We start from the raw sequence: 23,163 nt of genomic DNA on the forward strand, positions 1-23,163 counted from the left end.
GGCTACCGAACGCCAAATGAAGTCTTCTATTCCCAACGAAAAGAACAGCATGTTGCACTTAGAGCTTGAATCCAGGCGGGCGCGCCACCCAAAAAAGGGAAGCGCCCGGGGGCGCTTCCCTTGAATTTGCGTTCTAAGCGAATCAGGCTCCGGGCGCGGAACTGAACTCGCCAGTCTTGCCTTCCTTATCCTTGTATTCGTCGGCCGTGTCCAGAGGCTCTTTGCCCTCTTCGATAAGGGGCCACTCCGCGGCATACTTCTTGTTCAATTCGACGAAGCTGCTCCACTTCTCGGGCACTTCATCTTCGGAGAAGATCGCCGTTACCGGGCACTCATCCACACACACGCCGCAATCGATGCATTCTTCGGGATCAATCACCAGCATGTTCTCGCCTTCGTGAAAGCAGGCCACGGGGCATACGTCCACACAATCCGTGTACTTGCACTTGATGCAGGGTTCGGTGACGACAAAAGCCATGGTATTTTCTCCTTGGTTATTGTGCAGACGCAGCAATAAGGTCATTGGCAAGATGGAATTCGGGCTGGCAGTAACCAACCTGGCCGGATTCTAACAACGAATCCAGGGGCTTATCAACGGCAAGCCTATACACTTGTTTACACCATTAAACAACGATATGCCCACTCCCGTCAAGGCTGCGGGACATCGGAAGGGCAGGACCTGCCAACTCTGCGCCCCTGCTCTCGTACCACACGACATCGTGCGTTGCGGTGCCCCTTGCGTAAGCCGTCCGCCGAGTCTTATTCTACGTTATAGCGGAGCTTAGTCTGAAAATCGACCCAAACGGACAACACCCGGAATCCGTTACGGATTCGCGGGCGTTGTCGGGCGGAAGGAGCATATTACTTACTTGAATTCTTGTGCTCTTTTCCGTTGAGACCGTGCTCGTGCATTACCGTGCTGGTGGCCTCTGGCGTATCAGCCGACCACCCTTGAAGACCTACATTGAGTACGGGTTTCAAGAATCGTCCCTTGCGCTCGTAGGTGCCGAGGTCGCCTTTGTTGATGAGCGCCTTACTTTCGTCCGGGGTGGCAATTGCTTCAGTCCGGGTTGAAGTGGTGAGAATCGGCTTCACGAAGCGTCCCTGGCGGACATAGGTTCCGAGGTCACCTTTGTCGATGGTGGTCTCTGCGAAGGCCGTGGTTCCCAGGGTGGCGAGGGCGAGGGCGCCCGCAAAGGTGAGTATCAGAGACTTTTTCATGGTTATTCTCCTATTGCCCCGTTGGGGCGTGGCGGGCGCGCTGCCGGACGGCTCTTCGCCCAATTTCGGTATGGCATTCAGGTCAATTTCAAGTAGTACTCGGGTGGTTGGCGTGCCTAGCTCGCGCGCTTGTGCCCGATGTTCCTGTGCTCTTTTCCATCGAGACCATGCTTGTGTGCGACGTTGCTGACAGGTACGGCCGCATCCGCAGACCAACCTTGGTGGCCGACTTCCAGTACAGGTTTCAGGAAACGTCCCGTGCGCTCGTAGCTGCCGAGGTCGCCCTTGTCGATAACTGCACTGCGCTGGGTCTGACCCGCGACGGCTTCAGTTCGGAGCGACGACGTGAGAACCGGCTTTACAAAGCGGCCCTGGCGGACATATTTTCCAAGGTCGCCCTTGTCGATGGTGTTTTCGGCGTAAGCCGCGCTTCCGAGTGTTGCGATGGTGAGTGCACTCGCGATGGTGAGTATCAGAGACTTTTTCATGGCTATTCTCCCTGTTGCCCCGGGGGGCCTGTATGGGTGCGAAGCAATTAAAGCGTCTCACCCGGTTTCAATTGGTTGCTCTGGGTTTCCGCGAGCCTTGGAGCTTTCCGTCCGAGCTGAGCACCCGGCTTCACCTTGCTCCCGGCCTTGCGGCCCTTGCCTTCGTTAGCGCATCATTCGTGCCAGAATTTCAGAGCGTCTGAACGTAAGAAAAAGGGCCGTTTCGCGTGTGCAACTGCCCCCAACTGATCAGAACCTGAGCAGGGGCGCTGGTCAGGATCTGACTTCCGAGAGCGAACGATTCAGTGAAAACACCGGTCATGCCAAGCGACCGTTCGCCGCGTGGTGTAGTCCCGTGGTCTGCTCTATAATGGACTGTTCCGGTTCGTGGCAGCTTGTGAGCGCGCCACGCTACCCATTTGAGGAAAACGTACCTTGAACATCACCCCACCCCTGCTGTTTGTGCTGGATGGCCCACCTGAAGCGAGAACAAGAACATGTTGGGAAGAAGCCTTAGGAATCGCGTGTTTTTCGCGCTGACCCTCCTCTCTCTGTTGCCGCTCGTGAGTACAGCCTATCAAGGTTATCACTGCGGGCGGATGGTGGTCATGGACCTGCTGCAGCAGCATGCCATTTCGGTTGCCGAGGTCCATCAGACCATGTTTACACAGTGGCTCGAAGAGCGAACGCAGGACACCGACGCGATTGCCAGTATGCCCCTCGTCACCGACTGTCTTGAGAAAATTCTAGGAGAACGCGATGATGCCGCAGTCAAGATCCTGGGCGACACCCTTCGCACCGTCCAGTCTGCCGGCGCAATCTATGAGCAATTGGAAATCTTTGATTCCACATGGAGGCTGGTCGCGTCGTCCCGGGATGGCAAACACTCCGACGCCCGATTAGTCGATCCCGATTTTCAAGAACACGTGCGCGATGCCGCTGGAGTCTACTTCGGCCAGGTCCACCGGCACCGTGAAGGCGACATGGGGACACACTTCGGAAGGAGGATCCGCGATGGCAACGGTGAGACACTAGGCTACCTCGTCGCAAATCTCAATCTGACCACGAGCCTGACGCCGCTGCTCACGGATCGCAGCGGACTATGGAGTACGGGGGCAGTCTATATTGTTAACGCGGAATCTCGACCTATCATTGGAACCAACGACAACAGTGGGGAGCCTTCCCTCGTGCCGCCACGAAGGGATGAAACAGGAATGGGCGATCACTCTGGCGGTGTAGCCCCCCGTTCAGCGCGCCACGCGCTCAAGACAATTGGCGCATCGATGCCCCTCCCGATAAATGATTGGCGGGTGGTCGTCGATATCGATATGGAAGAGGCCATGGCCACCGTACGTGTCCTGCTCTATCGAGCCCTCGGGATGGTAAGTGCTGCGTTGCTCGCGGTGGTTCTGGTTTCACTCTGGCTCTCCAGATTGCTGGGGAGCCCCCTCGCCAATCTGGCCTCGGTCGCGCGAAAAATTTCCGCCGGGCATTCCGACGAACGATTGGAACCAATGCATTTGCGCGAAGCCGACGAAGTGCGCAGCGCATTCAATCAGATGCTGGATGAGCTTCGGGACAAGGAAGCCGTGATTGTACGCTCCGCGAAACTGGCAATTGTCGGAGAACTCACTTCGCGTGTCGTCCACGAAATGCGCAATCCCCTCTCCTCAATCAAGATGAATCTTCAAGCGCTCAAACGGTCTTCCGATTTGGATGCCGGCGATCAGGAACTTGCGGAAATCGCAACAGAGCAGGCCCAGCGGCTGGAACGTATGCTCAATGAATTGCTGCTCTACGGGCGGCCAGTTGAACTGCATCTGGAGCCTGTGGCTGTTGCCCGCCTTTTTGAGTCGGCGCTCGCCGACGTACGCGGTGGCGCAGAAGAGAGGGGGGTGACCATTGAGTCCGGTTTGGACGAAGCACTTGGGACCACCTCCATTTCCGTCGACCCGGATCAATTCTCTCGGGTGCTCACGAATCTGCTGAAGAACGCGATAGAGGCGTCTCCCGCCGGAGCCAGGGTCCGGTTATGCGCCCATGCCTCCGAACTACAGGCCTCTGAGATAGTCATTGAAGTGCGGGATACGGGTGTCGGAGTTCGTCCGGAGCATCAGGAGCTACTCTTCAAACCCTTTTTCACCACCAAGGGCAATGGTACAGGTCTGGGCCTCGCCAATGTGCGCAAGATTGTGGAGTTACACGCCGGGCGCGTTCACGCGGAAAGCATCTCCTCAGGCGGCACAAGGTTCATCGTCGAAATGCCTTGTACCTCCGCGACCGCCTCGCCGTGCTGACATAGCCTCGTGCCCGGACACACGGGGTTTGCTACAATGCCCGCAGAAGGCTGCCGGCGGGCGCCGTTGGACAGGAAAAAGCCATGCGCATGATCGTAATAGACGATGACAAGGCCCTTGGCCGCTCACTCCAGATTCACTTGGAGCGGGTGGGGCATTCGGTCGATGTTACACATACGGCGGCGCAAGGCCTGGACCTGCTGCTCGAGAACGGTTATGACTTGGCCTTCATCGATCTTAACCTTCCCGATATGACGGGCATCGATATTCTGCGCAAGTTCAAAGATATCCGGCACAACACGTTCACGGTCATGATCACGGGGATGCAGGATTCGAAATCTACGATCGAAGCAGTGCGTCTCGGGGCCTTTGACTATATCCGAAAGCCGCTGGATCTGGACGCGGTAATGGTCACAGTCGAGAAAGTGGCCCACCAGTTTGAGAACCTCACTCCAGGAAAGTTTCAACGCGTCTTTGCGGGCACTGCGGGTGGCCCGCATGAAATCGTGGGTTCGCATCCAGGCATCATCGAAGTGCTCAAACAGATCGCACTCACCGCGGAGAGTCGTGTGCCCGTCCTGGTGCAGGGCGAAACGGGAACCGGAAAGGAACTGGTGGCGCGCGCACTTCATGACACCAGTACGCCGCAGGAACCCTTTGTGGCCGTCAACTGTTCCGCCGTTGTTTCCACGCTGCTGGAGAGCGAGTTGTTCGGGCATGTGAAAGGCGCATTTACGGGGGCTGATGGGGACAAACCAGGCAAGTTGGAGGTGGCCGGGTCGGGGACTATATTCTTCGATGAAATTGGAGACATGTCCTACGACCTTCAAGCAAAACTTCTGCGCGTATTACAAGAGCGAGTTTTTGAGCGCGTCGGGAGCACCAAGACCATGCCGTTCCGCGCACGGGTTATTGCCGCGACCCATCGAGATCTAAAGTCGATGGTTATGGAGCAGAAGTTTCGCGACGACCTGTATTATCGGCTGGCGGTGTCGACCATCCATGTTCCGCCGCTGCGCGACAGGCGATCGGACATCGCGGGTCTGGCCGAAAACATGCTGGCGCGGCTCGGCCAGGAACTGCACAAGGAGATAGACGGAATCAGCGAAGCGGCGCTCAAGTGCTGCGAGAATTATGACTGGCCGGGAAATATTCGCGAGCTGAACAACGTCTTGACGCGAGCCGTACTGCTTTCCCGAGGGCCGGTCATCAGCGAGCAGGGCATTCTGTCGGCTATGGGCAACGGAACGACTGCGGGGATTTCGACTGACGAACTCAAGCCCCTTCGCGACGTCGAGCGAGACTACGTGTATCGGGTACTGTTGTCCACAGACTGGAATATTTCGAGGGCCTCGGAAATCCTCGATATTACACGCGTAACGTTACGCAAGAAGATTGAGGACTATGGATTGGCTAAGCCGTAAAAGCTGATTCAGGGACTAAGTAAGGGATCTTACATCCCGCGATTTCTAAAGTAATTTTAACAATATTGGAGTGTGGGCGTCAGGTCTGTGGTCTCAATTTCTCGAAGAATCTACTTGCGCGCCCCTGCTCTCGTACCAGACAACATCGTGCGTCGCCGTTCCGGTTGCAACGAGATCTGGACTCCCGTCGCCATTCACGTCTCCTACAGTTAGCCCCGCCATTGCCACGCCCACTGCATCAATGACCTGGCGTTGCCAACCTGTCCCGCTCCAACGGAACAGGAGTACTTCGTGGGAGCCACCTCGGCCTCCGGCAATGATCTCGTCCGTCCCATCTCGGTCCACATCGAGGCAGACCAGTGCGTGGCCGTCCACCAGCGATTCATCGATGACCGTTCGGGGCCAGGGTAGCGGATCGCCATCCCGCCCGCTGTATACCACCACCTCATTCCCATGCCATGGTTCAATCGTTGCGATAAATCGCAGCTCGCCCTTGTTCACGCGCCCCAGTCCAACCTCGCTTGTTCCCTGGGCTGGACGGGTTCCAGCGTGGCCCACGCCGAGTTGGGTTTTCTCCACAACACCCGTTTTCCATTCAAAACGATGGACGCCATCAAAACTGGCCGTGAAAATGACGGTCCCTCCGCCCTCATCCCGGGGCGCGATCAGCAGGCCATGCGCCATGCAGAGCGTATCGTCTAACAAGGTCGAAGTCCAGGGCGCCGTCGGGTCCACGGGTGGGTGATAGGCGCGAAACTGAAGCCCGACGGCGTAATCGGGTGGGGTGGCGCCGACTCCGATAATCGGCAAGTTGATCAGTTCCTTTTTCCCATCGCCGTCCATGTCCGCCCAGCGAACACGGTGCGACGTGGGAATCGCGTCAATGGGATGAACAACCCACTCGGGGTTGCTCACAGGATCACCTGGATTCTCCAGCCATTGAAGCGTGCCGCCATTGCGGGAATCCCCAAGGTCGAAGTCGCTCGCCACCGCGAGATCGGCGTCACCGTCACCATCGATATCGTGGGGCGCGGCGTCGATGTTCCGCTGCGTTGCGGTACTGATAGAAAAGCGCGCCCAGTCGGGGTTTCGATACCACACCAGTTGGGACGGCTGGGTCGAAAGGGCAATTACATCCAAATCGCCGTCCCGGTCCAGATCGGCCGTGCTGACCTGATAGCCGTTGGCGAAGTCCCCATCAATCAGGTGCTTTTCAAAGGCCGGCGGCGCTGCTTCGCTCCAGGCGGGCACGGCCCCCATCAGGAAGACCGCAATTGACGCGAGCGCTTCGCCCGCGTACCCCGCGCACGTTATCGCGGGCGGTCTATTGCGCCACACAGGTCTGATCCACTTCCACTATCACACCGCGGGCTTCCAGCGTCGGGATTCCGCTGCAGAGTGCGTCGGCATTCAACGGATTGCCCGTAAGTCGGACCACGTCGTTGAAGCCCAACCCGGGGTTGGCCACCAGTGGAGCAAGATCCTGGACCTGGTTCATTTGAAGGGTCAGTAGTTGAAGCGATTCGAAGGCGGTGAGCACGCCGATATCCGCGATGCCATTGGCGGACAACTGGAGTTCCCGCAGGTTCACCAGATCGGCCAGGGGGCTGATATCCTCTACCTGGCAATCGAACAGGATCAAGGTTTCGAGATTCACCAGCTCGGAAATGGCCCCGAGATCGCGCAGGTCGTTTGCCGCCAGATCGAGGAACTCCAAATTCGTGAGGAGTCCCAGGGGACCGAGATCATCGCCCTCGGGGTCGCCTTCGATCTGGGTAAGTGCCGTGAATGCCAGCGACAACTCGCGCAGGCCGGTTCGGAACCGCAGCGGCAGTATCTCGGCGAGATCGGGGTTACGCTCCAGATTCAACTCGGTCAGATGTTCCAGATCCCGGAGGGGTGTGATATCGGTCACCTGATTGATACCGAGATCGACCAATTCGACCTCTCTCAATGCGGCCAGGGGTGAGATATCGGTGATGGCGTTGTCGCGGAGGTTCAATGTACGCAACTTCCGCAGGGACCCGATCTCCGCGATCTCAGTGAGATCATTCGATTCGAGCAGAAGCGTTTCCAGGTTTACCGCGAATTCCAGGCCGGCAAGGTTGCTGATGCCAGCCTCTGCTCCGTCCAGCGTCGTGAGGGTTTCCAGATCGGCCACGCGGATGCTTGCCGTGGGTATGCCCAGGGCCGCGCGCAGGGTCGCGTCCAGCCGGGCATCGGGAAAGCGCACGACCTGCCGCACCTCGATGAGATCTTCCACCACCCGCTCGCTCGTACCCCACGGCGTCTCCACGATAAGCGAAACGGTGTAGGTGCCGCGCTCGGTGTAGGTGTGGACGGGATTGATGGCCGTGCTCGTCGTGCCGTCGCCGAAGTCCCAGCGCCAGTTGGTGATGGGCTGGCCGCCGTCCTTGCTCAGGTCGGTGAAGGCAACCTCCAGCGGCAGATCGCCCGCGCGCACCGAAGGACTGAAGTCCGCAATGGGCAGATAGAACTGGCAGCCGGACAGCACTATGGCCAGGCAACACAACACGATGGAATAACGGCGCATGTCGTAAGGGTCCTCGGTGACTCGGAGCAAGGCCCTAGTATAGGGGATTCGGCAGGGCAAGTCATCTTTGGCGATGTTCACTCCTATCAGTCCGACAAAAAAGCCCCGGCACCCAAAAGGCGCCGGGGCTTGTGATGTCTCTTGGCTTATTTCGCGTTCTGCAGCTTGATCAGGTTCAGCGCGCTGCCGGCCTTCCACCACTCGATCTGGCCTTCGTTGAAGCTGTGATTTACCTTGAACTCTTCCGTGGAGCCGTCGCCGTGGGTCAGGCGCAGGGTCAGCGGGGTATTCGGGGCAAAGCTGTCCAGCCCGAGGATGTCGATGGTGTCATCCTCGCGAATCTTGTCGTAGTCCGCCGTGTCGGCAAAGGTCAGGGCCAGCATGCCCTGCTTCTTCAGGTTGGTCTCATGGATACGGGCGAAGCTCTTCACCAACACGGCGCGCACGCCCAGGTGGCGCGGTTCCATGGCGGCGTGCTCGCGGCTCGATCCTTCGCCGTAGTTGTCGTCGCCCACCACGATCGTGGGGACGCCGGCGGCTTTGTAGCCACGGGCAACGGCTGGCACTTCGCCGTATTCGCCGGTGAGCTGGCTCTTCACCTTGTTGGTTTCTTCGTTGTAGGCATTCACCGCGCCGATGAGGCAGTTGTCAGAGATATTATCCAGGTGACCGCGGAAGCGGAGCCAGGGGCCCGCCATGGAGATGTGGTCCGTCGTGCACTTGCCCTTGGCCTTGATCAGCAGCTTCGCGCCGGTGATATTGCCGTCGTTCGGCAGGAACGCATCGAGCAACTGGAGGCGATTGGACTTGGGATCAACGATCACTTCCACGCCGCTGCCGTCTTCCGCCGGCGCCTGGTAGCCCGGATCGTCGCAGCCGAAGCCATTCGGGGGCAGCTCCACCGCCGTGGGGGCATCGAGCTTCACCGCGACGCCGTCTTCGTTGATGAGCGTGTCGGTGATGGGGTTGAAAGTCAGGTCGCCCGCGAGCGCCAGCGCCGTCACCAGCGCGGGCGAAGTCACGAAAGCGTGGGTCTTCGGGTTGCCGTCGGCGCGCTTGGCGAAATTGCGGTTGAAGGAGTGAACGATGGTGTTCTCCTTCTGCTCTTCACCGTGGCGGTAACGGGCCCACTGGCCGATGCACGGGCCGCAGGCATTGGCCAGCACCTGGCCGCCGATGGTCTCGAAATCGGCCAGGACGCCGTCGCGCTCCACCGTGGCGCGCACCAGCTCGGAGCCGGGCGTGATGGTGAATTCGGCCTTGGCCTTCAGGTTCTTCTCTTTGGCTTGACGCGCTACGGAGGCGGCCGAGGTCATGTCTTCATAGCTGGAGTTGGTGCAGGAACCGATGAGGCCCACTTCCACCACCTTTGGCCAGCCATTTTCCGCGCAAACCTGCTTCATCTGGGAGATGGGCGTGGCGCGGTCCGGCGTGAAGGGCCCGTTGAGGTGGGGCTCCAGCTCGCTCAGGTTGATCTCGATAAGCTGATCGTAATACGCGCCGGGGTTTTCATACACCTCGGGGTCCGGACGAAGGTGATCGGCCTGGGCCTTGGCCAGCGCCGCCACATCGGCGCGGCCCGTGGCTTCCAGGTAACGCACCATGGAATCGTCGAAGGCGAAGGTCGACGTCGTCGCGCCAATTTCCGCGCCCATGTTGCAGATGGTGCCCTTGCCCGTGCAGGACATGCTTTCAGCGCCTTCGCCGAAGTACTCGACGATCGCGCCCGTGCCGCCCTTCACCGTGAGGATACCGGCCACCTTCAGGATCACGTCCTTCGGGGTGGTCCAGCCGCTCATCTTGCCGGTAAGCTTCACGCCGATGAGCTTGGGAAATTTCAGTTCCCAGGCCATGCCGGCCATCACGTCCACCGCGTCCGCACCGCCGACGCCGATGGCGACCATGCCGAGGCCGCCCGCGTTCACGGTGTGCGAGTCGGTGCCGATCATCATGCCGCCGGGGAAAGCATAGTTTTCCAGCACCACCTGGTGGATGATGCCCGCGCCCGGCTTCCAGAAGCCGATGCCGTACTTATTGGAAACCGAGGCCAGGAAATCGAAGACCTCTTTGTTGTTGGTGATGGATTCGGCCAGATCGGCCACCGCACCGGCCTTCGCCTGGATCAGGTGATCGCAGTGGGCCGTGGAGGGAACGGCAACCTTCTTGCGGCCCGCCTGCATGAACTGGAGCAGGGCCATCTGGGCCGTTGCGTCCTGCATGGCCACGCGGTCCGGAGCGAAATCGACATAGTCCACGCCGCGCGCAAAGGCCGTGCTCGGGGTCCCGTCCCACAGGTGGGAGTAAAGGATCTTTTCCGACAGGGTCAGCGGACGACCCACGACCTTCCGCGCCGCATTGACGCGCTCGGCCGCCCGGGCGTACACCTTTTCAATCATGTCGATGTCAAATGCCATGGTATGCACCTTCTCCTGGAATCATGCGGTTTGGACAGACAGCCCGTTGAGTTCAACGATGCTCGCCCGGCGGGATCGGGCCGTGAAGATCACACGGAACGAGCAGCCGCTTGGGTGGCGAGGGAGCAGTGGCGCGCCTGGAGAGCCGAGGCCGCCACGAATGGTCATTATACTAAGACAGGCCGGAACCGCGCAAGACGACGCAGATCAGCGTTTTTCCGCTTCCGGCAACGGGAAGTCGATGCCGGGCACCCCGTTGCGTATCTGCCACGCGGTATAGGACCGGTCCACCCATTTGAAGAGGGAGGTTTCGAGCAAAAAAGGTCGGGCAATCAGGAAAACAACGCCCCCAATCACCACCGCGGCACAGGCAAGCCCCGCCTTGTGGGCCATCGCCCGGACCGGCCACGGCTCGCGCTCGATCGGCGCCGCGATTTCCGTGGGCAACTTGATGGGCGCGCCCGCCTTCGCCTGCTCCCGTGCCTTGTCAAGCAGGGTCCGCACCCGGACAATGGACTCCTCCACCGCCCGCCAATCGCGCACCAGAGGCCCATCCCCCTGCTGCGCCTCGCGCGCAAAGGCCTCCAGCGTCCCCGCGCGGGCCACCAGCTTCGAAATTGCCCCCGACAGGCCCAGATTGCCCGCGCGCCAGCGGGAAAGTATCGGGTAATCGCAGGAAAAACGGCTCTGGAGCTGGATGAAGGCCAACTGACGCTGCGCCCCGTCGTCCAGCGTCGGCGCGGACGCCAGTTGGAAGAAACGACGCCAGTCCTCGTGCAACGAGGCGCACTGACGGATGATATCCGCCAGTTCCTCCGGCGAAATGGATTGGTGCTGCCTGCCCATGATTGCTTGCCTCTCTCCAGGACAATTCGTTCCTCCAAAGAATAGCGCGGATCGCGCGAATTTGCAACAGCCAAATCCTCTGCTCCATTGCTACTTGACTATTGCCGCGAACTCGGGTAAGGTGCACACCCGCTCTATCCCGGGGCGGCACAGGCATTGGGCCATTCCAAAACGAAGGAAGGAAATAGATCATGACGCTCGTCAGAAAAGCAGGAGCCGCAGCCGTGCTCCTCTTCGCAACGACAGTATTTAGCGGCTGTCAACCGCCTACGCTCGCCACCATCGCCGCTGAACTGCGGGACGACTTCGCAACCGCCGATGCCGACAGTGACGCGCGCCTGTCCCTGGCGGAAGCGCAGGCCGCCAATACCGACCTAACCGAAGCGCAGTTCAACAGCATAGACACGGACGACGACGGGTTCCTTTCGCTGGCGGAACTGGAAGTGGCCGCCGAGCCCGGCGGTGAAGGGGAAGGCGAGGGTGAAGGCGAAGGCGAAGGCGAGGGCGAATTTATCGCGGTAAGCACGAAAATCGAGATGCACCAGCAGGGCATGATCAAGGCCGGTGACGACATCATTGCCTATGGCTATGGCGGCTTCAGCGGCGTGGATTACATCATCCCTTCCGAGTTTTCGACCGACGAGACCGGACTCGGCATCCCCGATGGCGATGATTTCCAGGCCGGCAATTTTGCCGTCGCCGGGAAGAAGATCGCATTGGTCAGCAATTTCCTCGTCACCATTTTTGACACGGAAACAGAATCTGTCACCGCCATACCCGAGACCACGATACGGCTGGTCAATTCTCCCTCGGGCCAAAACGCCCAGGGAACCCTGCAAGCCGACGGAAACCTCATCATCGTGCGCAACGATATTGACGAGACGGGGAACCACGCCGCAATCATTGACGTCAGCGGCGAGACGCCCGTGGTGACCGGCCTGGCCAGTCCCACCGGGGACAACGAGATCAGCCAACTGGAGCACGCCGTGGTCGACGCCGACGCGCGCGTGGCCGTGGGCACCGCGTTTGTAAACGGTACGGACGCGCTCGTAGTTTGGAATCTGGACACGCCCGAAACAGAACCCACAGTTTACCCCTTCGAACGCGGTATCGACGATGCCTTGATAAAAGTCGACGGCGACCTCGTGCTTTTCCATGACACTTCCTTGGATAGCAGTGTCGATGTCTGCGCGCTGAACCTCACCGACGGAACCTTCACCTGTGACAACGAGGCGGCCGGTCAGGTCGCGCTCAATGGCGGCAGCTTCCTCTATTTCCTCGACCGCGACGCCGACGACAACAACGGCGGCGACTCCCGCTCCGCCACCGGCGGCATCACCGAGACACCCGACATCGCCGACTTCGTGGAAGCGGGCGATGCCGCGGGCAGCAACTTCATTGACGGAAGCACGACCAACAACGGCGTGTTCGGCTGGGGCCAGATGGGCGCCATTACCGACGACGGCACCCTGCGGTTCATCTCGGGCGTCGACACCGTCGGCTCGGGCGAGTACCTGCAGGTCAGCAGCGGCGGAAGTTTCACCGTGGTGCAGTGCCCGACCTGCCTCGAAGATCCCTACGGCGCCGGCGGCACGAACGTGGACATCTACGGCCACACGCTTGCATTTAAGAACGGCGACAACAGCGGCTTGACTCACGTGGCGTTTATAATCTTGCCGTAGCATCCCAGCCACTTTCGCTCGAGAAGCGGGAGCGCCTCCCCGGCGCTCCCGCTTTTTCATTCGCGACGCCCGCGCCGATGAACCTTTCGCCGATTCAGACGTAGGATCCTCCGAAAGGATATTCCGCCCATGCGTCTGTACAAACTCGTCGCATGCCTCGTGTTGCCCCTGGCCGCATCCGCCGAGGACTGGCCCGCGTGGACCGGCCCCCTCGGGCGCAATGTGGCCCGTGAGACCAATCTCCCCGCCGACTTTGACCGGGACACAGGCCGCAACATCAAGTGGGTCGCGGAACTGGGCGATGTGGCCTTCGGCGCACCGACGGTGTCGCAGGGCCGGGTATACATCGGCACCAACCTCACCGCTCTGCGGGACGACCCGCGCTTCGATGGCCTGCAAGGGGGAGTCCTGGCCTGCCTCGACGAAGCGACCGGTAAACCCCTCTGGCATCTGGTGACGCCCGAGCGCACGGAGGGATTTCCTGAGCGCACCCACATGATTCATCAGCGTTGGGGGCTTTGCTCCTCACCCGCCGTTGATGAGGACCGGGTGTATGTCGTCACAAACGGCGACGATTTGCTCTGTCTGGACACGGCAGGGTTGCGGAACGGCAATGATGGCCCCTTTCAAGACGAAGCCGCCTTCATGGCCGGAGAAGGCCGCCCACCCATCGCGCTTGAAACGGAGCGGGACGCAGACATCCTGTGGCGCTACGACATCCCGGGAGAACTGGGCGTCGCGCCCCACGACACGGCCAGCAGCTCCGTGCTGGTTGAAGGCGACTTCGTCTACGCAGCCACGTCCAATGGTATTGGCGAAGGTAGTCCGGTCTATGCGCTGAATCAGCAGGCGCCGGGCTTCATCGCGCTCGACAAGCGCACGGGGCAATACCGGGCGCGGGAGCAGACGACCCTCGGAGAAAGTCTCTTTCACGCCCAATGGGGCTCGGCCACGCGAGCCGTTGTGAATGAGAAGCCGCTTATATTGCTCGGAGGCAATGACGGCGTCTGCTACGCTTTTGAAGCGCTGGACGAAACCAGCGCTGCGGAACGCCCCGAGGCGCTGAAGACCGCGTGGCATTTCGACGCCAACCCGCCCCACTACCGGAGCTATCCCAACGGCAAACCGATCTACTACTACCAGGGCGACATGCGTGTCTATCGAAACAAACTGAAAAATGGCGAAGACACGTCCACCTTCAACGCGGGCGATGGCAGCTTCATCGGCCCGAACGAAATTCTGGCCAGCCCGATCTTTTATGAGAGCCGGGTCTACGTCCTCACGGGCCGCGACCCGCTCCATGGACACGCACGGGGAACCTTGAGCTGCGTCAACGCCACGAAGACGGGCAACATCAGCGAAAGCGGCCTGATCTGGCGCTTTGAAAGCATCGGCCGGTCGCTGAGCAGCGTCGCCGTCGATGCGGGCCTGGTCTACGCCGCCGACCGTGCGGGAATCGTTTATTGCCTCGACACCGCGAACGGTGCGCTGTACTGGCAACACGACACGCCACACGAGATCTGGGGTAACCCGCTGGTGGCCGACGGCAAGCTCTACGTCAACACGAAACACTCCTTCTGGATCCTCGCGGCTGAGAAGGTAAGGCAGGTGCTCTTCACCAGCCGCGGCGGCGGCGAATGCGGGCCCATCGCGGCGAATGGCGTGGTGTACGCATTTATCCGGGGCAAGCTCTACGCGATTGCGAAGGGGGCGTGAGCCAACAGAGCTCGCCGAAGGTGGCTTAACCTTTGAGGTTGAGAGATCGCTCGCTTTAACCGTCAAGCGGCCCACGCACTCGTCACGGCACCGTGATCCGTGCAGTACACGCCGGGCCCTTACGCGATTCGAGTGGGCTCTGTGACAGGCTGGAAGCCTATCCCACGTTGGGGCGCGTTGATTATCGTGAGTACTCGATCCTGGTTCCCCGCCTACCCCCTTGACTATCGAGGCCATAGAAGGCATATTGAACCCATCGTGAAATCGAAGCGGACAGGAAAGGGTGGTGCCATGAGGGAGCGTTGGATGGGTGGGGTCGGGCGTGTTGTGCTTGGGGCGATACTTCTTATCGCGTCACCGATACTCGGAGAGGCGCCGCTCTTCGTGGATTTGTCGGTCGTGCAGGGCATCGCACACTATAGTGGACCCGACGCGGGCAAGGACCTCCTGTCGAAGAATGGCTTTGTCGTCACCCGCGAGTTTCAGCATCACATTTTTGTCCCCTATCTGAACGATAACCTCCCCCACTTTGTCACCGCCGATTCGGTACATCGGACCTTTCATGTGCTCCTGGAGGACCACCTGAAACTGGTGGAAACCCGTGCGGCAGGCGAGGTAAACCTCATGCTGGCTGCCCTGCGCGCAAGTCTGGAGGCCCAGCCGCCGGATGCAGTCGCAACCGGTGCACTGGCCCCGCTTGCTGCGGAGGCGAAAGCCCTCGCCCTGGCCTATCTTCAGGTGGCGGAAGTCCTCCTGGCGGGTGATTCGGTCCCGGCGGGTCTGCCGGAGGGGGTTGCTGCCGAGGTCGCGGCTATCCTGAACGCGGACGGCTTCGGAGCGTCGCGATTGTTCGGGGAAGAGGTGGACTACTCCCAATACAAGCCGCGCGGCTTCTACACCGAGTCGCCGGAGTTGCAGCGCTATTTCCGCGCCATGAGCTGGTTCGGCAATGCGGCCTTCCTCCTCGGCAGCGACGTGCAGACGCTGGCCGCACTGATGCTATCCAAAGCCCTGCAGGATACGCAGGACGCGCAGCAGCGCTGGCGGAAGCTGGACAGGCTCTACACCCGCTTCCTCGGCCCCTGCGACGATCTGACGCCCGAGGAGTACGGCGCGCATCTGCCCGGTATAGGTATGCTCGATTCGCCCGCCGCGCTTGCGGACGCGATAGCACGCTTGCGCGAGGAATTGCGTGACCCCAGGATCAACTCCATGCTCACGGTGGCGGAAAAGAGCGAATGGGTGGCGCAAACCAAGGGCATGCGTTTCATGGGCAAGCGGTACTTACCCGACAGCGAAATCTTTCTCGCGCTGGTCGAACCCAATGTTGCCCGTCGGGTATTTCCTTCGGGCCTCGATCTTATGGCGGCCAATGGATCGGCCCGCGCGGCGGAATTGATGGCTGGCACGCCCGAGGGAAGCCAGCCGGACTATAGCGCTGCGGCGGCCAAATCCAGGGGAGTCGTGAGCACCTATAAGCGCGATAGCGACACCCACTATGCCGCCATATTGCGGCTCGCCGAAACCCTCACCGCGCCGCCCGTCGAGCAGGCCGCCCCCTTCGCCCGAACCTCGGCATACGGGGACAAGAACCTCATGACCTCCCTAGCGGCCTGGGCCTCCACCCGCCACACCTGGGCGCTGCACGCTAAGCAGTCCAATATGATGAGGGGAGGTGAAGACTTTGATCCTGAGGACCCGCCCCCCGGCTATGTGGAACCCAATCCCACATTTTTCTCGCAGATGACGGATATCGTCACACGAACCACTACATTGTTTGGTGAGGCTGGCTTGGCGGACTTGGACAAGTTCGAACAGTTTGGGTCCCTGGTCGGGGAGCTGGCTGAAATCGTGCGCAAAGAACTCGCCGGAGATCCACTCAGCGAAAACGAGCGCCATCTCTTGAAGAACTATGGCATCGTTCTCAAAAAACTTCACGGAATGGAGGGCGGGAATTCTCGCAATCCAGGATCGTCCTGGATGTCTCTCGTGATGGATGTCTACACCTACGCCGATACGGGACAATGTCTCGAGGTCGCCACGGGCGGCGCGATGCCCATCTACGTGATCCTGGAGCACGGAGGCAAGCCCCACCTGCTCGTTGGAAGCGTTTACTCGTACTATGAATTCCAGCAGCCGATATCGGCGCGGCTGAACGACGAGGAATGGCGTGAACAATGGGACGAGGGGCGGGTGCCCGAGCTGCCCGCCTGGTCGGGCTCCTTCGTCGCGGGCGGGCACGATGTTCAGGATGTCATTGCGCGCCTGCGAAACGGCGAGTACGTGAGCGGGCTGGAGTTTATTCAGGATCCCGCGTTGGATGCCTATCTGGTAGAAAATGTGCGCCCGGATAGCCCGTCCTTGGAGAAAGAGAATGTTGCGTATCTCTTTTATTCTGCGGCGCGGCGCGCGCCGGATGTGGTGAATCCCATTTTGGTGAACATGATTCGCAGCGGAGATCTCGATACTGCGGGGGCGAGAGGAACGAAAACACCCAGTCCGGAGGTCGCGGCTGTGGCGATTAGCGGCAATGTGCGCGAGGAGGACTTGCAGGAGTTGGTGGATATCATGACCACCACCAATGCGATTCGGGCGAAAATGGTGGGATTTGTCTTTAGTGGATACAAGTCCGACATACTGGCCACTATCGCAATCGAGGCAATTACACGTTGCGCTGATCCGATCTTGAAATGCGAGCTTCTTGATCTAATTCGAAGCAAGGCTTCGCTGGATTGCACCCCCGACCTGTTGAAAAACGCAAGCACCGAGGAGGGCGCGATGCAATTCAAATACCTCCATACGCTCGCGACGATTTGGAGACGCTGGAACCTCGATTCCGTGGCGTTTCAGCACTTATCCACAACCGAAACCGAAGCCCAGCGGGAACAATGGTCCGCACAGCTCGACGCGGCAGTGCTGGAAGCCCTGGCAACCTTTGATTGGGTGAGCTACGACAGCAATCGCGACACGCTCCGGCGGGAGTCAGAGACTCTTCAGGAGAGGGCAATGAAGGATTCCAACACGCTGGGACACTTTTATGGTCATAAATCGATGGCCGAGTATCGGTGGGTTCAATTCCAGGTCGAGTTGATGAAGGAAATCGCCGAGATAATAATGGATCTCCGCTTGGAAGGTGCGGTGCCCTTTCTCGCAGAGTCGTTGAATCATGCCGACCGCCAGACGACCGCGATCATTCTGAAAGCTCTAGCAACCATCGGCACGGACGAGTCGACCGATGTCCTTGCCAATTCCGCAGGTTCACCGCATTTGGACCCGGTGTTGAAAAGTTCTTTCCGCACGTACATGTATGATCGCGAAATTCCCGATTCGTCATCCCCCGGCAATGCCCTGATCCGGCTACTGGAGCACACGTCGTCGTTTGGCGGCGGCGGACTCCGCGTGTGCGACATCGTGCTTGGCATTCTGGCAGACACCGACATTCCGGGCCATCCCGGCCTTCCGCCCTCCGCGAGTCTGGCCGACCGCGATGCGAAGTTGGCGGAGTGGATTGCCTATCTTCAAGAACAACCCCTTCCCAGTGATTATGAGGACGATGATCATGGTTTTGGCAGGCCGGGCCCGCCTCGTGCCCTTTCCGCGCCGGGAGGGCCCTGATTGCGGGGAGACGAAGAGAAGCACCGCGGTTCCAGGCCAAACGAGAAGCCCTCTCAAGGGTGCCACGCGACCCGGCCACGCCGGTTCGTGTGTCCGTGGTGTGGAAGCCTTGATGCGCCAATGGCAACTCGAACGGCCCTTTTGACCTACGGCAAGTTCTGCAATTGGGTACAATGCTCCTCGCCCGACGAACAAACCGCTTGGTCAGAGCAATATTCGTAACCTCGGTATTCTATACGCGAGGCACACGAACCGGCGTTGCCGGATCGCGTGGCACGTCCGTGGTGTTCTTGAATGATGGCGTGTACAGGACGTTGTCTGGCGTCCGATTACCCGGCGTGGGCCTGAACAATTGGGCCTTCGGTCTCCCCGGCCTGAAAGGCCAGTGCAGCTTCCCGCCCTGGGCAACGCCCAGGGAACAGTGCGGCCCGACGAAGACATCGCCCTGTAAGGGCAGCGAAGTTTCCGGATGGTCCAAATCTCGCCACCCAACTGCGCTGCCCTTTCAGGGCGATAAATCTAACGCGGCTTTTTCCCTGGCCGTTGCCCAGGGCTGGAAGCTGCGCTGGCCCTTCGGGGCGAAAACAGACTACCCATCAATCGCGAGCTGTCGGCCGCCCGGGGCGGCCCGTCCTCCTGCGGCGGATCGGCGATAGTGGGTGGCATCCGGGGAGGGCTTGGCTGCTTGGGGCCGCTGTCCGGTGGTCACAAGGACGGCAGGGACTTCAGGGTCAACAGTAACGGCAGGATCTCCTCGATCCTGCCGTCCCTGATGTCGCTGTCGTCTCTGTAAACCGCGGGTGGTGTCTCCGGCATTTCGCCATCACCCACTCAGTTGTAATACGCCACCGCCGCCTGGGCGCCTGCGCCGCTGTGGATGGGCGCGCCCATACGCGTGAGCACGCTGTCCAGCGCCGTGAGGCAAAGGATCACGTTTTTCTTGGAGCTGGCATGGCCCATGAGGCCGATGCGCCAGACTTTGCCCGCGCCCGCGCCGAGGCCCGCGCCGATTTCGAGGCTGTATTCGGTGAGCAGGGCCGTGCGCACCGCGCCGTCGTCGATGCCTTCGGGAATCTTTACGACGTTAAGCTGGGGCAGGCGGCAGGACGGGTCCACGGGCATTTCGAGGCCCATGGCTTCGAGGCCCGCCTTGAGGGCGTTGTGGTTATTCAAGTGGCGCGCCCAGGAATTCTCCAAGCCTTCGTCCTGCAGCAAAACCAGGGCTTCGTGGAGTCCATACAGCGCATTGATGGGCGCGGTGTGGTGGTAAGCACGCTTGCCGCCGCCGTTGCCCCAGTAGCCCATGACGAGGGTCTGATCGAGGAACCAGCTCTCGATTTTGGTCTTGCGGGCCTTGAGATGCTCCACGGCGCGCTCGCCGAAGCTCACGGGCGAGAGGCCGGGCGTGCAGGAGAGACACTTCTGGCTGCCGGAATAAATCGCGTCGATGCCCCAGTCATCCACGCGCAGCTCGATGCCGCCCAGGGCAGTCACCGCATCAACGATCACCATCGCGCCGTGTTTGTGCGCGATTTCCGTGAGGGTCTTCACGTCGGAGCGCGCGCCCGTGGCCGTCTCGGCGTGGACGAAGGCCGCGATCTTCGCATCGGGATTCGCCTTCAGGGCGTCTTCCAGCTTGTTCGGATCGGCCGGGCTGCCCCAGGCGTCTTCCACGATAATGGGCTGGGCGCCGCAACGCTCCACGTTCTCGATCATGCGCGTGCTGAAAACGCCGTTCTTACAGACGATGACCTTGTCGCCCCGTTCCACGAGGTTAACGAAGCAGCACTCCATACCGGCGGAGCCGGGCGCAGAGATGGGCAGGGTCATTTCGTTTTTCGTCTGATAAGCATATTGGAGGAGCTGTTTCATCTCGTCCATCATCTCGATGAAGGCGGGGTCCAAATGGCCCAGGGTGGGCTTGGCCATGGCCGCGAGCACGCGGGGGCTGATATCGGAGGGGCCGGGGCCCATGAGGGTGCGGACGGGCGGTGAAAAAGACGTGATGGCCATGGGGGTATGCTCTCCATAAAACAGGGCCGCGCAAGGCGCGGCTTGGAAATGACGTTGGGGTTGATAGCCTTAGTATAAGCGGGATTCGGAGGCCGATTCCACGTGGGGAAGACGGGATCGCTGGTTTTCCCGCTGACGGCGCGTCCCAGACTTACCCGCGTACAGTGCGCCAAAGGCGCGCGATGAACACGGACTGGGAAGTCCATGCTCCCGAATTGCGGCCTACTTGCCCAGCTTGTCCACGTCGATGCCTTCGTCGAGCACCACTTCCTTTTCGTGTCCGGACAGCATGTGCTCCGGCGGGATGTACCGGGTCTTCAACTGCCCGCCCTTCTCGGCGGACTCCAGCGCCGCGTGGTCGATGGAGTAGAAGTATTTCTGCTTGGGGCCCTCATGAAGGCGAAGCACGCCATTAACCAGAATTGGACCCTCGAAAATACGAGTGGTGGTCCCTTCCTCCATCTTGATCGCCATGACGTCGTGCACGGGCGGGCGCTTGCAGAAGTAGCACTCGATGGGCAGGGGCAGCATGAGGAATTCCTTCACATCGCGGAATTCGTTCTCGGGCACCATGAAACCGATGAGGTTGACCTGTTTGTTGTTGTAGGCCTTGAGCTCGTCGGTGAAGCTTGCGCCGCTGCGCAGGTTGCCGTCGGTGGCGCGCATGTGGTGCCACTTGAGGATGTCCATCCCATCCTTTTCACGGGCGGCCTCGGCGGTTTTTCGTATCTGGTCGTACTTCTCGACGAGATCCGAAAGACTGAAGGTGTAGTTCAACACGATCAGCACGGCTATAACTATCACCACGCCACCCAGGGCTATCAAATCGCGTTTCGCTCGTTGTCTCATGCTACTTCCAATTCCTTATGATGACGGGATGATTATATCGTTATTGGCGGTCGGCCAGATCGTTGGCCACGTCGCCATTATACGCCTGCCAGGCCGGGAGTATGCCCGCAATCAGCCCGACCAGGGCCACGGAGGCGAATGCGCGAATCTCTTCGCCGCTGAGGCCGAAAGGCGTAATTACCAGGCCGTAGTCGCGCGCCAGAATCTGGCCCATGACAACGATCACCAGATTGCCAAAGAGCCACCCGGCGGCGATGCCCAGCAGCGTGACCAGAAGCGCTTCGATAAGCACCGCCCCGAATATCTCCGTGGAGCTGGCGCCGAGGGCGCGCATGATGGCCAGATCGCGGCGACGCTGAATGATGCTTAGGTAAAGACCGATCAGGATGCTCAGGGCCGAGATCACCACCACCAGATAGCCCGTGGCCAGCATCAGCCCCTTGATCGGATCGAGGAAGTCTTTGAAGAAATCACTGATGATCTGGATCGGTACGGCCGCCATGGCGTTGGTGTTTTCGTTGATCCAGCCTTCGTATTCAAAGCGCTGGGCCGGGCTGTGCAACTGCAACAGCGCCGCGCTGATGGTCAGGCCGTCGCCGTCGGCGTGACCTTCCTCGGCATGCCCGGCTTCGGTATGGCCTTCCGCGGCGTGATCGTGACCGTCGCCTTCGTGGTGCTCATGGGGCTCGCCGCCTGCCGCGATCGACCCTTCGTGGCCGTGGGCGTTCCAGACCGATTCGATGCTGCAATAGATCGCGCGGTCGAAGGGCGAGCCGCTGGTCTCCAGGATACCAACGACGGTGTAGGGATGGCCGCTGTGATCAAACTCCTGAAGATCCTCGGAAATATTGAAGGATCCGTGGATACTCTCAAAGGTGTCGCCAATTTTCAGCCCCAGCTTGGCCGCGGCAACCGCACCGACGACCGCCTCCATGGGCGCCTCGAAGGCGCGGCCGTCTCGCAGCACAAAAGGCCGACGCACTTCACCGCTGATGGAGCCCACCCACTCGTGGTGCAGCAACTCCGGCGTGGTGCCCACGATCCGGAAACCGCCGTAGGTGTCGCCGAGGCCAATGGGGAAGATGTCCTTGACGAAATCCTTGTCGTTCTTCAGCTTATAGAAGTCGGCCAGATCCATGGCGCCGATGGCGGAGTCCATGAAGTAGACACTGCCCAGCACCAGCGACAGGGGGCTGCCTTTTGGGCCGACCACCAGGTCGAAGGCCTGGCCCTCTTCCGCGAAGCGCTGTTCCAACTGCTGGCGCAGGCTGAGCACTGAGGAGATCAGGCCCACTGCGAGCGCCACGGAAAGGATCGTCAGCACCGTCGTCAATTTGCGGTTCCAGAGGTAGCTCCAGGCGATTTGCCACAGGCTCATTGCGCTTCCTCCGTCACCAGGCCCTTGCACTCGAACTGGATGGGAAGTCGGGCGGCCAGTTCCTTGTCATGGGTCACCAGCAGCATGGTCACCTTCTCTTCCGTACATATTTCGAGGAACAGGTTCATCACCTCCGCCGCGTTCTTGGGGTCAAGACTCCCCGTGGGCTCGTCCGCCACGATAATGCGCTGGTGGTTCGCCAGGGCCCGGGCAATCGCCACGCGCTGCTGCTCCCCCACGCTCATCGTCCGCGGCTTGCTGTGCAGCCGGTGGCCCAGCCCCACCCGCTCCAGCAGCATGGTGGACCGGCTTTTCCATTCGCCCGAGGGCACTTTGTCGCTGAAGCGCATGGAGAGCATCACATTCTGCAATGCGGTGAAAGGCGAAAGGAGATTGAAGGTCTGAAACACGAAACCCAATCGGTCCCCCCGGAAATAGTCCAGCTTACCTTCGCTCAGGGCCTGGATTTCGGTCCCATCGACTATCACCTTGCCGGAGTCGGGGCGGAGCAGCCCGGAAACGAGGTTGAGCATGGTGCTCTTCCCGCAACCGCTCGGTCCCCAGAGGGCCACATGATCCCCCTCGGCCGCATGGAAATGCTCGCAAAAAAAATGGGCGCCTGGGCCAAGCTTTCGCCGGCACTGCTCTATCGTGACCATGTAAGGA

The 23,163-nt window shown here is 60.3% G+C and carries 16 protein-coding genes; 5 read left to right on the forward strand and 11 right to left on the reverse strand.

Going from position 1 to position 23,163, the window contains the following annotated elements; genetic code table 11:
* Window positions 1-142: 142 nt before the first annotated feature.
* The 3 genes from JNK74_25125 to JNK74_25135 form a co-directional block, all read right to left on the reverse strand.
* Window positions 143-478, reverse strand: a complete 336-nt coding sequence (locus tag JNK74_25125) for a ferredoxin family protein (GenBank protein MBL7649473.1) — start codon at window positions 476-478, stop codon at window positions 143-145.
* A gap of 383 nt (window positions 479-861) precedes the next feature.
* Window positions 862-1,221: a hypothetical protein gene (locus tag JNK74_25130; protein MBL7649474.1), complete on the reverse strand. Its 360-nt coding sequence runs from the start codon at window positions 1,219-1,221 to the stop codon at window positions 862-864.
* Window positions 1,222-1,337: 116 nt separating this feature from the next.
* Window positions 1,338-1,709, reverse strand: coding sequence for a hypothetical protein (locus JNK74_25135; GenBank protein MBL7649475.1), 372 nt, complete (start codon window positions 1,707-1,709; stop codon window positions 1,338-1,340).
* 524 nt (window positions 1,710-2,233) lie between these two features.
* Here JNK74_25135 and JNK74_25140 point away from each other — a divergent pair.
* Window positions 2,234-4,006, forward strand: coding sequence for a sensor histidine kinase (locus tag JNK74_25140; GenBank protein ID MBL7649476.1), 1,773 nt, complete (start codon window positions 2,234-2,236; stop codon window positions 4,004-4,006).
* Window positions 4,007-4,089: 83 nt separating this feature from the next.
* Complete coding sequence (locus JNK74_25145) at window positions 4,090-5,430, forward strand: sigma-54-dependent Fis family transcriptional regulator (GenBank protein ID MBL7649477.1); 1,341 nt, start codon at window positions 4,090-4,092, stop codon at window positions 5,428-5,430.
* Between the two features lie 93 nt (window positions 5,431-5,523).
* Here the strand turns inward: JNK74_25145 and JNK74_25150 are convergent, their stop codons facing one another.
* From JNK74_25150 to JNK74_25165, 4 genes are all read right to left on the reverse strand, one after another.
* The gene (locus JNK74_25150; GenBank protein ID MBL7649478.1) at window positions 5,524-6,768 is read right to left on the reverse strand and encodes a VCBS repeat-containing protein; all 1,245 of its coding nucleotides are present in this window, start codon (window positions 6,766-6,768) and stop codon (window positions 5,524-5,526) included.
* Window positions 6,755-7,984, reverse strand: coding sequence for a leucine-rich repeat domain-containing protein (locus tag JNK74_25155; protein ID MBL7649479.1), 1,230 nt, complete (start codon window positions 7,982-7,984; stop codon window positions 6,755-6,757). The genes JNK74_25150 and JNK74_25155 overlap by 14 nt, the downstream gene beginning before the upstream one ends.
* Before the next feature lie 146 nt (window positions 7,985-8,130).
* Window positions 8,131-10,398 carry an aconitate hydratase gene (locus JNK74_25160; GenBank protein MBL7649480.1) on the reverse strand — a complete coding sequence of 756 codons (2,268 nt, stop codon included), beginning with the start codon at window positions 10,396-10,398 and terminating at the stop codon, window positions 8,131-8,133.
* Between the two features lie 207 nt (window positions 10,399-10,605).
* On the reverse strand, window positions 10,606-11,244 hold the full coding sequence (locus tag JNK74_25165) for a hypothetical protein (GenBank protein ID MBL7649481.1): 639 nt from the start codon (window positions 11,242-11,244) through the stop codon (window positions 10,606-10,608).
* A 191-nt stretch (window positions 11,245-11,435) separates the two neighbouring features.
* On the opposite strand from JNK74_25165, the gene JNK74_25170 reads away from it, so the two are divergent.
* From JNK74_25170 to JNK74_25180, 3 genes are all read left to right on the forward strand, one after another.
* Complete coding sequence (locus tag JNK74_25170; protein MBL7649482.1) at window positions 11,436-12,926, forward strand: hypothetical protein; 1,491 nt, start codon at window positions 11,436-11,438, stop codon at window positions 12,924-12,926.
* Between the two features lie 129 nt (window positions 12,927-13,055).
* Window positions 13,056-14,642, forward strand: coding sequence for a PQQ-binding-like beta-propeller repeat protein (locus JNK74_25175; protein MBL7649483.1), 1,587 nt, complete (start codon window positions 13,056-13,058; stop codon window positions 14,640-14,642).
* Between the two features lie 291 nt (window positions 14,643-14,933).
* Window positions 14,934-18,257, forward strand: coding sequence for a DUF3160 domain-containing protein (locus JNK74_25180; GenBank protein MBL7649484.1), 3,324 nt, complete (start codon window positions 14,934-14,936; stop codon window positions 18,255-18,257).
* An 831-nt stretch (window positions 18,258-19,088) separates the two neighbouring features.
* On the opposite strand, the gene JNK74_25185 is transcribed toward JNK74_25180, so the two are convergent.
* From JNK74_25185 to JNK74_25200, 4 genes are all read right to left on the reverse strand, one after another.
* Entirely contained in the window at window positions 19,089-20,270 is a 1,182-nt protein-coding gene (locus JNK74_25185) for an alanine--glyoxylate aminotransferase family protein (protein ID MBL7649485.1), read from the reverse strand.
* A gap of 222 nt (window positions 20,271-20,492) precedes the next feature.
* Window positions 20,493-21,119 carry a DUF3299 domain-containing protein gene (locus JNK74_25190; protein MBL7649486.1) on the reverse strand — a complete coding sequence of 209 codons (627 nt, stop codon included), beginning with the start codon at window positions 21,117-21,119 and terminating at the stop codon, window positions 20,493-20,495.
* Between the two features lie 40 nt (window positions 21,120-21,159).
* Window positions 21,160-22,497, reverse strand: a complete 1,338-nt coding sequence (locus tag JNK74_25195) for an ABC transporter permease (protein MBL7649487.1) — start codon at window positions 22,495-22,497, stop codon at window positions 21,160-21,162.
* Window positions 22,494-23,156, reverse strand: a complete 663-nt coding sequence (locus JNK74_25200; GenBank protein MBL7649488.1) for an ABC transporter ATP-binding protein — start codon at window positions 23,154-23,156, stop codon at window positions 22,494-22,496. The genes JNK74_25195 and JNK74_25200 overlap by 4 nt, the downstream gene beginning before the upstream one ends.
* Window positions 23,157-23,163 lie beyond the last annotated feature (7 nt).

It is taken from the genome of Candidatus Hydrogenedentota bacterium (genome assembly GCA_016791475.1).
In the GTDB taxonomy this organism is placed as follows: domain Bacteria; phylum Hydrogenedentota; class Hydrogenedentia; order Hydrogenedentales; family JAEUWI01; genus JAEUWI01.